The sequence below is a fragment of the bacterium genome (assembly GCA_016702305.1).
GTDB lineage: Bacteria > Electryoneota > RPQS01 > RPQS01 > RPQS01 > JABWCQ01.
Map to the genome: position 1 here is coordinate 101491 of JADJEH010000017.1, position 15832 is coordinate 117322.

At 59.6% G+C, this 15832-nt stretch carries 7 protein-coding genes; 5 read left to right on the forward strand and 2 right to left on the reverse strand.

The window, feature by feature from the left end:
- The first annotated feature begins 1 nt into the window (after position 1).
- The 5 genes from IPH10_11575 (at position 2) to IPH10_11595 (ending at position 8278) form a co-directional block, all read left to right on the forward strand.
- Positions 2–1222, forward strand: a complete 1221-nt coding sequence (locus IPH10_11575) for an extracellular solute-binding protein (GenBank protein ID MBK6911545.1) — start codon at positions 2–4, stop codon at positions 1220–1222.
- A complete protein-coding gene (locus IPH10_11580; GenBank protein ID MBK6911546.1) occupies positions 1215–2087 on the forward strand; it encodes a sugar ABC transporter permease in 873 nt (290 codons plus the stop codon). Before IPH10_11575 ends, IPH10_11580 begins: the two co-directional genes overlap by 8 nt.
- 3 nt (positions 2088–2090) lie before the next feature.
- Positions 2091–2909, forward strand: coding sequence for a sugar ABC transporter permease (locus IPH10_11585; GenBank protein MBK6911547.1), 819 nt, complete (start codon positions 2091–2093; stop codon positions 2907–2909).
- Positions 2910–2916: 7 nt separating this feature from the next.
- Positions 2917–6366: a hypothetical protein gene (locus IPH10_11590; protein MBK6911548.1), complete on the forward strand. Its 3450-nt coding sequence runs from the start codon at positions 2917–2919 to the stop codon at positions 6364–6366.
- A gap of 61 nt (positions 6367–6427) precedes the next feature.
- Positions 6428–8278 carry an Ig-like domain-containing protein gene (locus tag IPH10_11595; protein ID MBK6911549.1) on the forward strand — a complete coding sequence of 617 codons (1851 nt, stop codon included), beginning with the start codon at positions 6428–6430 and terminating at the stop codon, positions 8276–8278.
- An 80-nt stretch (positions 8279–8358) separates the two neighbouring features.
- On the opposite strand, the gene IPH10_11600 is transcribed toward IPH10_11595, so the two are convergent.
- Positions 8359–12888 (reverse strand): hypothetical protein, encoded by a 4530-nt coding sequence (locus IPH10_11600; GenBank protein MBK6911550.1) that lies wholly within the window; start codon positions 12886–12888, stop codon positions 8359–8361.
- 199 nt (positions 12889–13087) lie between these two features.
- Positions 13088–15721: a hypothetical protein gene (locus IPH10_11605; protein MBK6911551.1), complete on the reverse strand. Its 2634-nt coding sequence runs from the start codon at positions 15719–15721 to the stop codon at positions 13088–13090.
- Positions 15722–15832 lie beyond the last annotated feature (111 nt).

Genomic DNA, 15832 nt, shown 5'->3' on the forward strand with positions numbered 1-15832 from the left:
CGTGAAATCCGCGACTCTGCTCTGCGCCCTCCTGCTGCTGGTCGGTTGTTCTCGGGATGACCGCATCACCCGCATTCAGATCTGGCACCAAATGCAGCCCGAAGACCGCGCCGTCCTCACCCGCGTGATTGCCGACTACGACGCCCGCCTCGACAGCGTTGAAATCGAAGTCATCTATAAAGAAACCGAAGAGCTGCGCTCAAACTATCAATCTGCGGCGCTCGCCGGACTCGGTCCCGACCTTCTCTACGGTCCATCTGATCAAGTCGGACCAATGGCAACGATGCAGTTCGTGCGACCGCTGGATGATCTCTTCGCCGCGGACGAGTGGAATCGCTTCGACGAACGCGCCGTCGTGAAATTCAAGGGCAAGACTTATCAACTGGCCGACCGCATCGGCAATCACCTCGCCCTCGTATATAATAAGAAGCTCATGCCCGAGCCGCCGCGCACGACCGACGAGTTGATTACCATGGGCCGCGCCGCCACCAAAGACCTGAACGGCGACGGCGTGACCGACCAATGGGGACTCGTCTGGAATTTCACCGAGCCGTTCTTCTTCATTCCGTGGCTCTCGGGCTTTGGCGGCTGGGTGCTCGATGATCAAGCGCGCCCCACCTTGAACACGAAAGCTGCCGCGGATGCCTTTCGCTTTGTGCGCTCACTGCGCGACGAACACAAGATGGTCCCGCCCGACTGCGACTACAATACTGCCGACGCGCTCTTCAAAGAAGGCCGCGCCGCAATGTTGATCAACGGCCCGTGGTCATGGAGCGGCTATGGCGCCGCCGGAATTGACTACGGCCTCGCGCGAATTCCGCAAGTCACTTCGACCGGCCTCTGGCCCGCGCCGATGGTCTCGCCGCTGGGCTACTCCATCAACGTCCATAGCGATGGCAAAGAGCTCGCCGCGACGGTCGAACTGCTGCGCTATCTGATTAGCGACGCTGTGCAGCGCGAGTTCGTCGCCGGCACCGGGATCATTCCGTCAAGCCTTGCCGTCCGCGCCGATTCGAGCTTCATCACGAGGCCGCACGTCGCCGAAAGCCTGTCGCAATTTGAAGTCGGCCGCGCCATGCCCACCGTTCCCGAACTGCGCGCCGTTTGGGATGCCATGCGCGCATCCTATCAATCCGTCTTGGGCGGCTACCTGACGCCCGAAGCCGCCGCCGCCAAAATGCAGCGCGATGCCGAACAGAAGATTCAGGAGATGAATGAATAGCGAACGCAATTTCGCAATGTGGATGGTCCTGCCCGCCGCCGTGGTCGTCGGACTCGTCGTCGTTTGGCCCTTCATCTACAATGTGATTCTCTCCTTCTCCAACATGAGTCTCTTGCACATTCATGATTGGGAATTCATTGGCCCACGCCAATACGAAAAGGTCTTCTCCGATACGACGTTCTACACCGTCTTCGGCAAGACCCTCCTGTGGACCATCTTCAATGTGTTCTTCCATGTGACCATCGGCGTCTCACTCGCGGTCATTTTGCACGAAAATGTCCCGGGACGCCGCATGTTCCGCACCCTGCTCATTCTCCCGTGGGCCATCCCCGCCGTCGTCACCGCCTTGACGTGGCGCGGAATGTTTCATTACGAATACGGCGCGGTCAACCTGATCCTCACCAAAGTCTTGAACCAAACGCCGATTCAGTGGCTCAACGATCCCATCGGCACATTCGCAGCCTGCGTGATCACCAACGTCTGGCTCGGCTTCCCCTTTATGATGGTCGTTGCGCTCGGCGGCTTGCAGAGTATCCCCAAAGAACTCTACGAAGCCGCCATGATTGACGGCGCCTCCGCCTGGCAGCGCTTCAAGACCATCACGTTGCCTATGCTTGTGCCGGTCTTGACTCCCGCCGTGATTCTCGGCTTCGTCTGGACCTTCAACAAAGTGGACATCGTCTGGCTCGTCTCGAACGGCGGCGAACCAGCAGATCAGACCCACATCCTGGTCTCGTACGTCTATCGCGCCGCCTTCAATCTCTATCGCTATGGCTACGCCGCCGCAGGTTCAATGATCATCTTCCTGCTGCTCGTCCTATTCTCAGTGACCTTCATGCGCCGCATGCGCGAGAAAGCAGCGTAAATAATGTTGCGCAAGATCATCCTCTTGGTCATTCTCTGCTGCGTCACCGCGCTCACGCTCTACCCCGTGCTGACCGTCGTCACCGTCTCGCTGCGCCCCGCTGACAGGCTCCTGTCCACGTCCCTCGAGATCATCCCCGACGACGCGACCTTGCAAAACTATGTGACGCTCTTCACCGAGCGCCCCTTCGCCCGCTGGCTCTTGAATAGCACTATCGTCGCTGCCGCCGTTACGATTTTCGCCACGGCGCTCGCCTCAACCGCCGGCTACGCTTTTTCGCGCTTCCGTTTCCCGGGTTACAAAATCGGCATGAGCATGCTGCTCATCACGCAGATGTTCCCCGCCACGATGCTGCTCCTGCCGCTGTTCCTGATGCTCGCCAAACTCGGCCTCATCAATTCCTACATCGGCCTCATGGTCGTCTATTCCGCGACGGCCTTGCCCTTCACCGTCTGGCAGATGAAAGGCTATTACGACACCATCCCGCGCGAACTCGAAGAAGCCGCCATGCTCGACGGCGCCAGCCGCTTCAAGACGTTCTATCTGGTCATCCTGCCGCTGGCCGCGCCCGCGCTCGTGATCACCGCGCTGTTCAGCTTCCTCACCGCGTGGAGCGAATACGTCGTCGCGGCACAGGTACTGCTCACCGAGGACATGTACACCCTGCCCATCGGCCTCAAACAGTTCCAGTCGAGCATGACCACCGAATGGGGGCTCTATGCCGCCGGCTCCATTGTCGTCAGCATTCCCGTGATTATATTGTTTATGAAATTGTCCAAATGGTTAGTCTCCGGCCTCACGCTGGGAAGTGTCAAAGGATAGGTTGTTTATGCGCAAGATGATTCTGCTGTTGCTCGTCCTCGTCGGCGCCGCGTACGCCGCTGAGGACTACCGGAATACGCCCTGGAAGATCGAACACTGGCTCGCCAAGGATGACATCAACGAAGTCCAACGCGGCGATGCCGACCTCTGTAATCTCTTCTACCGCGAAACGTCTGATTCGCTCTTTTGCAAGACAACGCTCCGCGCCGATTGGCAAGGAGCCTGCGACGTGCGCTGGGAAGTGCGCGACACGAAGGGCTTCATCGCCCGCCTGTCGAGCAATGCCGAACCGAACGCTCTGGTCGCCGAACGCAGCTATCGCGGCGTGCTCGAATGGGCAATCGCCCGCCCGGCCGACTGGGCTCGCGTGGATGCGATTGACATCGAGACCTTTTCCGGCAATGAACAGTTCGACAAGATCTCGTGGAGCCGCGCCGAACATCGCTCGCTCGACGGCGAGGTCGGCAATGCCGCGATGGTGCATCACGGCAATCAAGGCTTGACCTACACCGACGTCTTTCGCGGTCAAAACGCGACCGAAGGCTTTGACGAAATCCTCGAGTTGCACGACTCGCGCAACGCGCCCGGTAATTTCCATCTCTCCGGCACGCTCATCACCGCCGCCGATTGGTACGACCAACCCTTCCTGCAGTGGATGCGCGACGGCATCACCGAAGGTTGGCTCGCCGTGCTGGGCTCGGCCTATGCGCAGCACATCATGCCCTTTGTCAATGACAATATGAACAACTGGGCGGTCGAGATCGAGCAAGACTTGATTTCTTACAAGCTCGGCTATGACGCGCATGTCGCCTGGGTTCCCGAACGCGTCTGGCTCGCCCAAGGCCACTACCCCGATGGCGGCATCGTGGACGCGTGGCTCGGCGACAATTGGACGCAGCACGGCATCAATGCCGTCATCCTCGACGATTGGCCGCACGTCGCGGGCAACAGTGATCGTAAAATTCACTGGATGAACAACGGCTCCGGCATCACCCTGCGCGTGATTCCCATTGACGGCGAATTCACCGGCAACTGTCACTACAATCCCGGTGCGGCCATCGCCCAAGTGCAAGGCACAGGCCGCTATCAGTTGATCGTCTATGGCACCGATTGGGAAGCCGCCTCCGAAATGGCCGACTTCAATTGCCCCGACTGTCTCGAAAACTACTCGCAGGTCGTCACTTGGTGCGCCGACAACTTTCCCGCAGTGGACCTCTGGAAGCTCGACGCCGCGCTCAATAACGCCGACTTCAATGGCTGGGGTATCGAAGTGGGCAACGGCACCTACGGACTGATCGGCGGCGATCAAGGCTACGGCGGCAGCAACAACAGTTGGTACACGCATTGGGCTGGCACAGCATCGCTCTCCGACGATCACGCGCCCGCCTGGAACTACGGCACTATCTGGACGAACGTTTACAATCAAGTCGTCGCCGCGCCCTCCAACAATCTCTCCGAGACCGCGTGGTACGTCATGATGACAAACCTCCACGAAACGGCCTGGCATGACTACATGGGCGGGCCGATCTCCGGTTGGCAGCATCGTTACAGCGCGCACATCAAAAACGCCGCCGTCTATGCCGAGGCCGCGCGCTGGGCCGGCGGCCTGTACGCCAACACGTGCGGCGCATTCTTCAGCGACATTGACATTGACGGCGTGGACGAACTGATCATCCACAATGACCGCGTCTTCGCTGTGTTCGAATCTACCGGCGGCCGTGCGCAATACGTCTTCTCAAAAGGTCCCGGCGGCGAGAACTTCTCCATCGTCGGCTCTGATAACACCTACTGGGCCGAAACCGACGGCGACTTCGACGAACCCGGATCCAACAACCATCAGGCCGCTTTCGCCGATGTCAGCCCGACCTACCGCAATGATCTCTACGCGCTCGCCATTGACTCAAGCTCCAATAGCTTCGCGCGCATCAGCATGAGTCACGGTTCGGTCGCGAAGTCCTTCGAGATCGCGGCTGGTGAACCGTTCCTCCGGGCACTCTATGAAGTCGGACAACAGGATTGCTATATCCGCCACGGCTTCAGCCCCGATCTGCTGGGCATGATTTGGGATGCCGAGATGCAACGCGTTTACGATCCCGATGTCGCCTATACCGGCTTCCGCAATCCCAACAGCGGCGCGACCGGTGCGCTCGTCATCAACAACGGCGGCGCCAGCCACAACCTCGAATTCAGCGGCACGCTGTTGCGCGGCGATGAGTTACGCGGCTATGATCGCTTCTCCTATCTGCTCTACGCCGGGCCCACCAGCGCGCCCGATGTCAATGGCCGCGTCGCCGAACTCGAAGCGTTGACCAGCTTGAACCTCGACAACTTCGGGCCGCGCCTCGACCCCAACGTTGCATTCGTTAACAACACCACCGTTGAACTGCTCTTCAACGAATCCGTCAACGAAGCGTTGGCTGAGATTCCCGGCAACTGGGCGATGTCTGACTTCAATACCAACTACACCGTCACCTCCGCGGTGCGTCAGGCCGATTGGCGCCGAGTGCGCCTGACCGTGTCACCCGCCCTGTCCGGAGGCGAGAGCGGTTTCGTCTCGGTTGTCAATGTCACCGACCTCAACGGCAATTTTGTCGAAGTTGGCTACGATGCCGCCACATTGACCGTGCCCAACGGCCTCACGCCGCATACCATCTTTGTTGATGGCGTAAAAGACTTCGATGTCGCCAACGAGTGCCTCATTGCCGCGACCGATACCTTCACCATTACGTGGGATGCCACAGCCCTCTATTTCGGATATTGGAACAAGGACCTGAACACCGGCGACCTGTTCATCAACATTGATACAAATCACACCAACAACTCCGGTGCCACAACCGACTCGTGGGGGCGTGTGCAGTTCGCCAATCCGTTCAAGATCGAATACCAGATCGCCATCGAAGGCGGCCCCGGCAACATCGCGATCAATCGCTGGAACGGCGCAGCTTGGGTTTATCAGAATTTCGGTCAGCATGGTGCGACGAGCTACAATGGCTGGGCCTCGAATCCCTATACGGAAATCCGCGTCCCATGGGCTGATCTCGGCAACCCCTCCGGCATCGCACTCTCGCTGCACGTCACGCAGGAGACCACCACCATCACCACTCGCGCCCTGCCGTCTACAAATCCCACCGGCGCGCTGGTCACGTTGTCGCAATTCTATCGCATCTATCCACCTTACGCGTCCGGTCCGCTGCCGTTAATGGGCGTGCGCACGAAGAATATTCTCAGCGCGCCCGTCGTCGCCATTGACGATCTGGTCATCTCGTGGCAGTCCGGTTCCGCCCGCTTGCAATGGAATGCCATCCCCGGCGCCCACACCTACGAAGTCTATCGCGCCGACAACACCGACGGTCCGTTCACCCTACTGGCGGAAACTTCGCAGTTGACCTTTGACGATACGAACCTCCTGCCCGGCTCGCTCGCGTTCTATCACGTGCGCGCACGCGGCGGAATCTAATACAATGACCTCTTGATAAACCTGTCCACTTTTCACCGATGAAAAATCGCAAGGAGAAAACATGAAAGCTATGCGCAAGATATTGTTTGCGGCGCTGTTGTGCGTCGCGGCGGCCGCGTATGCGGTACCCTCGTTTACGCCGATGGTTGACGGCGTGAAGGATGCCGGGTGGGGAAATACACCCGATCACATCACCAATTCAATCGCCGCTGACCCGATTACCTTCAACCTCGACAGCGGCCTCTACGTCACTGACGATGCCGAGTGGGTCTACTTCGGCTACTGGGCCGACGACGACCCGTGGGCGGATGGCAAGAGTGTCCACGTCCACATCTTAATTGACGTCAACAGCACTGCCGCCGGCGGCACGTTCGCCTGTTGGGGCGCGGCCAACGTCTTCTACGCGATGCCGTTCAAGCCCGACTACGATCTCGTCATGCAGTGGAACACCGACGACCAGAACGCCAGCTTCACCGGTCTGAACACCTGGCAGTTCTTCTCTTGGGTACAGCAGCCCGAAATCACCACCGACGCCGGCGGCGGCAGTCAATGGACGGAAGTTGCAATCCGCAAGAACCAGATCGGTACGCCCGCCCAAGGCGTCGTGCTGAATCTTGCCATGTGGCTGAGGCCCGCGTGGGACACGAATGGCGGCGTCGCCTGTCTCCCCGAGCAAGCGAACTTCCCCAGCAACAACGGCGCAACTGGCGCGTCCCTGTCCGTCCAATTCCCCTACACGATTCAGCACGTCTTCGGCGATGCCGTCGCACCCCAGCTCGTCTCCGTGCACCAGATTGACCGCGATCGCGTCGAGCTGCTCTTCAATGAGCCGATGGATCCCGTCCGACTCCAGAACACCGCCTTCTACAACACCGGCGGTACGTGGCCGCTCACGAGCGTGCAATATGTCACTGGCCTGACCGCCGGTCTGTATAATTCCGGCGACTTCATCTCCGGCAACAGCTACTCCATCTCCGTCAGCAGCAACATCCGCGACGTCGCCGGAAATCCCATTGATCCCAACTTCGACAGTCTCTCGTGGACTGGTCAAGGCTACTCCGACGTGCTCTTCCGCGTTGAAGATCCCGGCGCGACACACGACACGATTCTTGTCAAAGGATCGTTCAATTTCTACCATGAACACGATCCAAGCTGGCAGGGCGGCAACGTGCTGCTGTACGACAACGGCACCAACGGTGACGAAGTCGGCGGCGACCATGTCTTCTCAATTCGTTTCCCGCTCGTCCCCAACGGCGGTACTCCTAACTTCGAATGGGGCTGCGTGGACGAACTGAATAACTGGCTCGTCGTCGGACCGAATCAGACCTTCGCGCTTGTGGACACCAACGACATCACCGTCACATACGTCATCCCCTTCCCCACACTGAATCCTGTCACGGTGACCTTCCGCTGCGACGTGCAGTGCCTGAGCGTCGGCGGCATTGACAGCGTCTCCGTTGCCGGTCCGTTTAACGGCTGGAATGGCGAACTGCTGTCAGACGCCGATATTAACGGCCAGTTCACGCTTGATCGTCTCTTCCCCGCCGGCTCCGCGCGTGACCAGGAATACAAGTTCCGCTATCACGTCGCCGGTGGCACCGAATGGGAAAGCGTTAGCAATCGTCTCTTCACCATCAACGATGCCAACCCCACCCAGGACCTCGGCAACCGCTTCTTCAATGATCAGGTCTGCGCGCCGACGGCTCTCACCGTCTATCCCGTCGCCGCCGACGCCATTCTGCGTTGGGATGGTCCCGACCGGGCGGACTACGAAATCTTCGCGCACACCGTCTCGGACAGCATCGTCGAGAACGGCACGCTGGTTGGAACGGTCTCCGCTCAGACCTTCACCGTCACCGGCCCGCTTAGCCCGTCGCAGTACTATCAGGTGCGCGCAAAGTTGCCGTACTAATTTCCCCCGAACGACGTTCGCAATAACAGAAAGCCCTCGCGCAAGCGAGGGCTTTCTGCATTCCAACGTGTCCGGCCGCGCTATTCGCCAACTACAACAAAGAAGCGTATGCTCGCCGATGCGCCGTTGGGAATCGTCAGGCTGGTGCCGCTGGTTGAACCTTCAAACGTGTCATACGGTCCACCCTCCACCGGCCCGCTATAGACCGTGTAAGTCCCGTAACCCGACTCCACCCAGCGCAACACGAGATCCGTTCCCACCGACGCAATCGTCAATCCCACGGGCGGTGGTAGTTCAAAGTTCAGCGCGCGCACTTGGACATCGTCTACGTACCACCCTTCCTGGTGATTTAGTAAGTCACTCCCGAATCGAAACCGCAGTTGAATACTGCTGCCTGCGTACCCCGCCAAACTCGCCTGCACCGTCTGCCAGGTCGTTTGCGCACCGGCAAAACAGGGACGGCCGCGCAGCGGGCCGCTTGCCGGATTACCGCCGCCTGCCTGCCAGCGGAACGTCTTGTTGTACCCACCGACCGGTGTCAGCGGCTCCCAGGCGCCGCCGTTCACCGCGATCTCCAACACGCCACCGTCATACGCCGAGTCCGGGAATGCACCCGATATTTCGGTCTCATGCTGCTGCGCAAAGCTTAACGACGCACTGGGTGGCAGCGCCGCGATCACGGGCGACACCAGAAACGCGTCATTGTATTGCCGATACGTTCCCGCCGCGGCATCGCCGCATTTATAGGCCGACGCTCCTGTCTGCGCGCGCTCCGTTGAAATGTGCCAGTCGCTCACCCACTGTCCGCCCGCGGACCCCGTCGTCCACCCGGGCGCGCCGCTCTCAAAGCTCTCGCTTAGAATCGGAATCAACTCGCCGATCGCAAACGCGCCGTCCGATGTGTCACTCTCCTGCGGATCAACGTTCGACAAAATCCGCAAATAGCAGTTGTTCGAACTCGCGCCGCTGACCGTCCACACGTACAACCCGCTATTAGGTGCTGCGCCCGCTATCGTCTCCCACGTCCCGTCGACTCCGTTGCGCGACAAATCTATGCGCACCGTTCCACTCGTGATCCCCGGGAACCACGAGATCGTCACGGTACTGTCCAGAAACATCGCATCACCGCTGTCCGGCGCTAACACCGTCAAAGTCGAGAACAGCGCCCCTGAGCCCGCCGTCGTGTACACAATCGCCCGCCCCGCGCCCAAGGCCGCCGAGCCAGGAGTATACGCGTTGGCAAAGCAATACTCCAATCCGTCGCTGTGATTCTCGTTCTGAATGCCAACCGTCGCCCACGGCATGTCGAACGCGCCCGAGTTTTCGTCCGGCGTGCACGTCTGGTACTGCACAAGTATCTTACCGTCACCCGTCGGCGACGGATACACATCCGGATTGTAAAGCACGACTTGAAATACCTGCGGCACACTCGTCCACAATGTCACCACGTTCCACTGAACGATGAAACGCTGGGCCAACGCATCGTAATAATAGTAGACTCGGCCGCCCGTCGTGGCCAAGTCATCCCAATATGCGGCCACTAAATTCGGCGGACCAAGCGGCGAACCGATGTGCCAATTGCGGAAATCCCACATGTTGCCGTGATTCCCGAACGATAACCAGCCGTTCGAACAGATCGTAACGCTGTCAAACGTGTTGCCGTAGAATGTGAAATCAAACGGCAGCGCCCGCACGGCCGTATCGTCACCGTCTTCAACCTGATCGTTGAAACCGATGTTCGCGCCGATCACCGATATGTCCTGCCAATCATACTGTGTCGCGACGCCCGCCGGCTGGGTCTCCGCGTCGTCAAAGGCATAGTAGCCATAGGCGTCCGGCCCCGTCGGCGACGTCGGTGACGACACACCGATGGTGCGCACAAATTCCACCGAGTCGCGGAATCCGTCCACGTCTGTTACCACAAGCTCCAGCACCGCCGCAAATCCCGCGACCGTATTGAGGCTCGTCGCCACCGCAAACGCATTTGCCGTGTTCTCAGCGCTGCCGCCGATCGCCACCGCGCCATAGCCACCGACGGAATCCATCACCGCCAGTTGCACGCTCTTTGATCGCAAGATCGCGCTCGCATTCGTGAAGGCGCGCCCGCCGCTGTTCTGTAAAACAACGCTGAGCGCTCCGCTGTCACCCGGATCAAGCTGCAAATCACCGCTTAGGAAATTCGCGCCCGTCACCGCCACGTTGCCGGCGACCGGTGTCAGATTCACTCGAATTTCCTGCAATCCTGCCGACGACGTCGCATCCAAAAACAGCGCCACTGGCTCCGCATCCTGAACGGCGCCGACTGTGATGCGATACGCTGAGTTCGACGCTGCCGTCTGCCCCACGGCCAGATTCGGATAGCTGCTGTTCGCGCTCGTCACCTGCACCGCGGTCGTAGCCGAGCTGAGCACGCCGTTGATTCCAGTCGCCGTCTGTGATGTCCCCCGATTGATCAGCGAAATACTCAAGTCAACAATCTCGCCGGGATTCAGCACGCCGTCACCATTGCCCTGCGTCCCGCCCAGATTGTTATCGTCCACGGTTACCGCCGCCTGCGCCAGCGACGCCGCCGCGTTGATCACATGCAGCGAATCCCGGATCGTCTTCAGGTCCGTGCCCGTCACCGTCACATAGACCCAACCCGTATCCGAAAGTGTCGCCGCTAAGTTTATGTTACCGCTCGCATCCGTGTAACCGCGCGCGAATACGCCCGTGCTCTTATATAGCCCCACCAACGCGCCGGCGTGCGGCTGACCGTCCTGCGTCACCTGCACCGTAACATTATCCGTATAACGATTGACGAGCTGCGGAAAACTTGCCTGAATGGTCCGCGGAACATTTAGAAAGATCGGCACCGCCGGATCACCCATCAAATTGCACCACGCCGAAAACTCTTCCACACTCGCCTGACTCACGTTGTCCCAGAAATTCCGAAACAGTTCGAGCTTCCCGTTTACCATGACCAATGACTGCTCGCGGATGTCCTTGACCAACAATCCCATCATCGCGCCGCCGTCCACGATGTTGTTTTCAGCGACACGCGTGCTATTCCCGGCCATGCCCATCGCGCCAATCGCTCCGACCGGCGATGCCGACGTCCCCCGCCGCACCCACGCTTCCGTTACCGATTCACCATTGTTGTACCAGCCCATCCCGCACGTGATCACCGCCACAAACGGCAGCATCCGCCCGTTAGCCAGTCCGTTGAGGTCCGGCGGGTTCATCTCCGAGTTCCCCCAACCCAGACGATGGTTCACCACCGCGACACCCGCGTTCACTCGCTGCTCAAGCACCGACGGTACCACCGATGACGGAAAGATCGTCATCGCGCCCGGATTCATCCCCCGCTGCAGCATCATCTGCCGCGTGTATTCTTTCGTCGAGGGATTCGACGGAATGAATTGATTGTGAACCGCCGTCCATGTGCGCGTGAACCACGTCGTGTCCGTCATGAACGGGTTGGCTTCGTAATTCACCGACTTCGTTACCATCGCGACCAGCTCATCCGCGTCGCTCGCCGGAAGTCGTCCTATACCCAGATCGGGCAGCGGATCAGGATTCGGTCCCGCGCCCATCAGCCCGTAGAGATTGTCCAATTCGCCGTACGGGTATTCCGATAGCCCGTCCGTTGGAAAATAGTAGGCTCCCGTCCCGTCCGCGTCGCCGATCACCAGCACAAACTCCAACTGCCCGTTACTGTTGGTGTATTGCGTGTTGATGTAATTGCGAATCAACGAGGGCGTCGAGCCCGTCGTCGCTGTCGTTACAATCGTCGCGTCAATACCCTTCTTCTTGCGCCACGTCGCCAGCGTGTTCACGTAGCTGATCACCGTCGGATCGTTCTGGCAGATGATCAACTGATTGCCCGGCATCACCGGCAGATCATCCAGCGCGCTATGCTCGAAATTCACCAGACTCGAATAGAGCTTCTTGAATCCCGGCGTTAATGACACGGGCTCAATCACCTGTTCATTCAGCCCGGTGCCGCCCGCGTCCCGCACCGCCAGATCGAGCTGCTCAAATATCCGCAGTTCTCCCGTCACCGGATTATATTGCACAGGGTTGACGATCAGCACCACGACACGCGCGTCACGCAGCAGCATCGGCTCGCTGATCTCCACGACTTGCGGCGGCCAAAATGCGTCTTCCGCATAGACCTCCGCCAGAGCCACGGCGTCAAGCCCCCGCGACTCATCCAACGATGCCTTCGGCGCCACCCGCCGTGTCAATATCTCCGTGCGATATTCCGTGTGGACCAACTCCGCGCTGACGTTGCCGTGCGGCGCGACCAGCACCATCCGCGTGACGCGCGGCAGATCGGGATATCCCGCATGCAATTGCGTGCCTTCGCTCGGCAGCGAAATCGTCGTCATCACCTCGCCGTTCATTTCAATCGTGCCGCGTTCCACCATCGGCTCGCCCATCCGCAACTCCACATTGGCCGGATCACCATTCAACAACTCCAGCGCAATCGGCGTCACCTGCTGCGGACCGGAAAGCAGATGAAACTCCTGCGGTAACTGCATCGTCTGCCGCGCCGCTTGCGCTGCCAAAACAGTGTTTGCCGACAGGCCCAGTACCAGTGCTAACAATATCCTTACGTGTCGCATCGTCATTCTCCTCGGGAATGTCATGTTCACCCTCTACCCTGTCAATGTAACGAGTGCCGTCTTTTCTGTCAAGCTCGTTGCTATAAGATCTCAGTCGCCGTTCTCCAACATCGCAGCCCTGACACAGCGTTTCTCCCTATGAAAAAAAGGCCCGCCCGGTTTGTACCGGGCGGGCCTTGCATTCCGCAAGCAACGGCTGTTACTGATTGACAGCAACCACCGTGTAGTAGAAGAAGCTGCCCGTCGTCAAAATGCCGGCGTCCGTGTAGTCCGTCGGCGCAATCGGCGTTGCCGTCAACAGCGTCTGCAGCGGCACGTTAATGTCCGTCGAACGATACACCAGATAACCATCCGCGCGCAGCGGAGCGCTCCAGTCGAGCTTGATGTCGTTCGTCAAACCGTCACGTGCAATCGTCAGGTTCGTCACCGGATCCGGCCATACCGAAGGACCGGTCGTCACCTCCACGCAGAAGCGGCTCGGCGACGCCAGAATCGGCTGTCCCGCGATGTCCAAACGACGCGTGTAGTTGTGCGTGTCCGTCGTGTCCTGCGGATCCGTAACCATCGCCAGCAGGCCCGGCAGACCGGCGCCAAGCACCGTGTCCAACGCCATGATCTCAACCCAGAAATCGCCCTGCATACGCTTCAGCTGCGCAACCGCGCTGAGGTCCTTCTCCCACCAACGGTTCAGCAGCGAGTCGCCGCCGTACGGTGAAACCGTTTCGTTGGTGTCAATTTCCTCTTCATACGTATACAGCAAAGCGCCCGGCGTGCGATTGTCAGGGCCCTGACCGTAGAAGTTGATCCGCGCGCGCCCCGTGTGATCCGGCAGCGAGTTGATGTCCGCGGGATCCCAGTTCCACATGATCTGCAGCTTGTTGATGTCCAGCGTGTCCGCATCAGCAGCCGGAACACCGTCCGCCGCCGCGCCGTAGCGCACCAAACGCGGATTCGAAAGCACCGACGTGTAATCACGCAGGTGATAACCCAGCTCGTAAATGCCCGCCGGCTGAACGTCAACGGCCATGTTGTAACGGCTGTTCAGCGGTACGTTGATCGGCGAACGCGTCGTGTCGTTGCTGCGATCCTGCTCGCCAAGATACGACGAGTAGACGCGAATGCGGTACGAACCCGCCACGTCCGGAGTCCACGTCGCCGGGACCGTCAGGAACTGGTTCGTCGTCAACGTGCCCGTCGCCTGCTTCAGCGAGTCCGTGCCCTGATTCACACCCGTCGGACGAGTGTAGAGCTGACGGTAGCGCAGCGCGTTACCGATCGTGTTGGCGCCCGCGTTGACGTAATCAAACGACCACGTGCGAGCCAAGCCAACCGTCACCGGGAACGGCACAATCATGTTCCGCGTCGCCGCGTCCGTCGCGAAAGCGCGCGTCGCGATGAAGAACGGATAGTCTATGTAGAGACCCGAACCTGTGCCGCCGTCATTGTTGCAATCCGTCTGCAAACGGAACTGCAGGCGAATCGTCTGCTCACCGTACGGCGTCAGGTCAATGTCGCCCGAAACACCGCCGGTCTGCAGACCGCGCGTACGACCAACCCAGCCCAGCAGCGAATTGCCGGCATCCGGATAAACGTCGCCCGTCAACGCCGTCGTGCCGTAGTCATAGGCAATGCGCGTCCACGTCACGCCGTCGTCCGTCGAAACGTAAATTTCGTACAAGTCTTCCAGCGAATTGTCGTCGTCGCCGTCGCTGTCCAGCAGGTCCGCCCAGACATAGTAACCAAGGCGCAAACGCTGCCAAGCGCCCGGACCACCCTGACCCGGAAGGGCCGTGTCCGGAAGCGTGATCGGCGGCGAAATCAACGCGTTCTCGATCAACGACAAACCGCCGTGCGACGCGTGCCACGCGTTCACCTGATCCGGAATCATCAACATGCCCGTCGGGGCCGTGCTGTCCGAAAATGCCCACGTGTTGCCCACCGGGGCCACCGGCAGTGCTTCAATCGTCCAACCCGTCGTGTTGTCACCATCATTCGCCAACAGCGTGGACGATGAGTTGGTCACGCGAATCGAGTCCACGATCAGACCAAAGTACGACGAATCGTCTTCGGCGCTGAAACCCGGATCCGAAAGCAGTCCGTAGCGGAAACGCACGTTGCTCTGACCCGCATACGCGTTCAGATTCACCGTCATCACGGTGTACGCACCGGCATTCGCAACGCCGCCCCAGCCCGCGTAGCAGCCCTCGAAGCACCAATCGTCATAGGCAAACGCGCACGTGCCCGTGTACGGAAGCGATACATCGCTGGCCGCCGGAATCGTCCACGTGTTGCCGCCGTCCGTCGAAACCTGGACATTCCAAACGTCCCACATGTTAAACGGAACAGGCTCGCCGCCCGGAGCTTCAAGTTTCCAACGAGCCTTGAACGCCAGCGTAATCGGCGCGCTCGAACCCGACAAGTCCAGCGTCGGGCTCTCAAGATAATGCTGCTGGTGGTTCAAGTAACCACCCGGAGCCACCAGGTTGTCCGTGACTGCCGCATCGCCGCACCACAGTGCGGGAGCGTTCGGATCACCGAACGGAACCGCCGCCGACTGCCAGTACGGCGTGCCGACAAGAGTGTAGTCCGTCGTCGTCCAGCCCGTGGACGTCTCCATATCGGAGATAATCGTTGTCGAGTCGAAGGCGTCAAGACCATGGCGCGGAGTGCGCGAGATAAACGCATCCAGCGGAATCTCGACTTCCTCTGCCGTTTCCAGCGCGTAACCCGTCGTCGAGGTGCTCGCCGGCGCCATCACGAGATTCGCTCCTGCGTACGCAAAAGCAGCGATTCCTGTGATCAGCGCGAGCCGGAAAATAATTTTGCTGACCATGCACTTCTCCGGAAAAAGATTGTTTTTGTTTCGGTTGGGACCGGTTCGCCCGAAAGCATACCGGAAAAACGTGCGGGCATAAGAGCCTGCTCCTATGCCCGCATCTGGTAC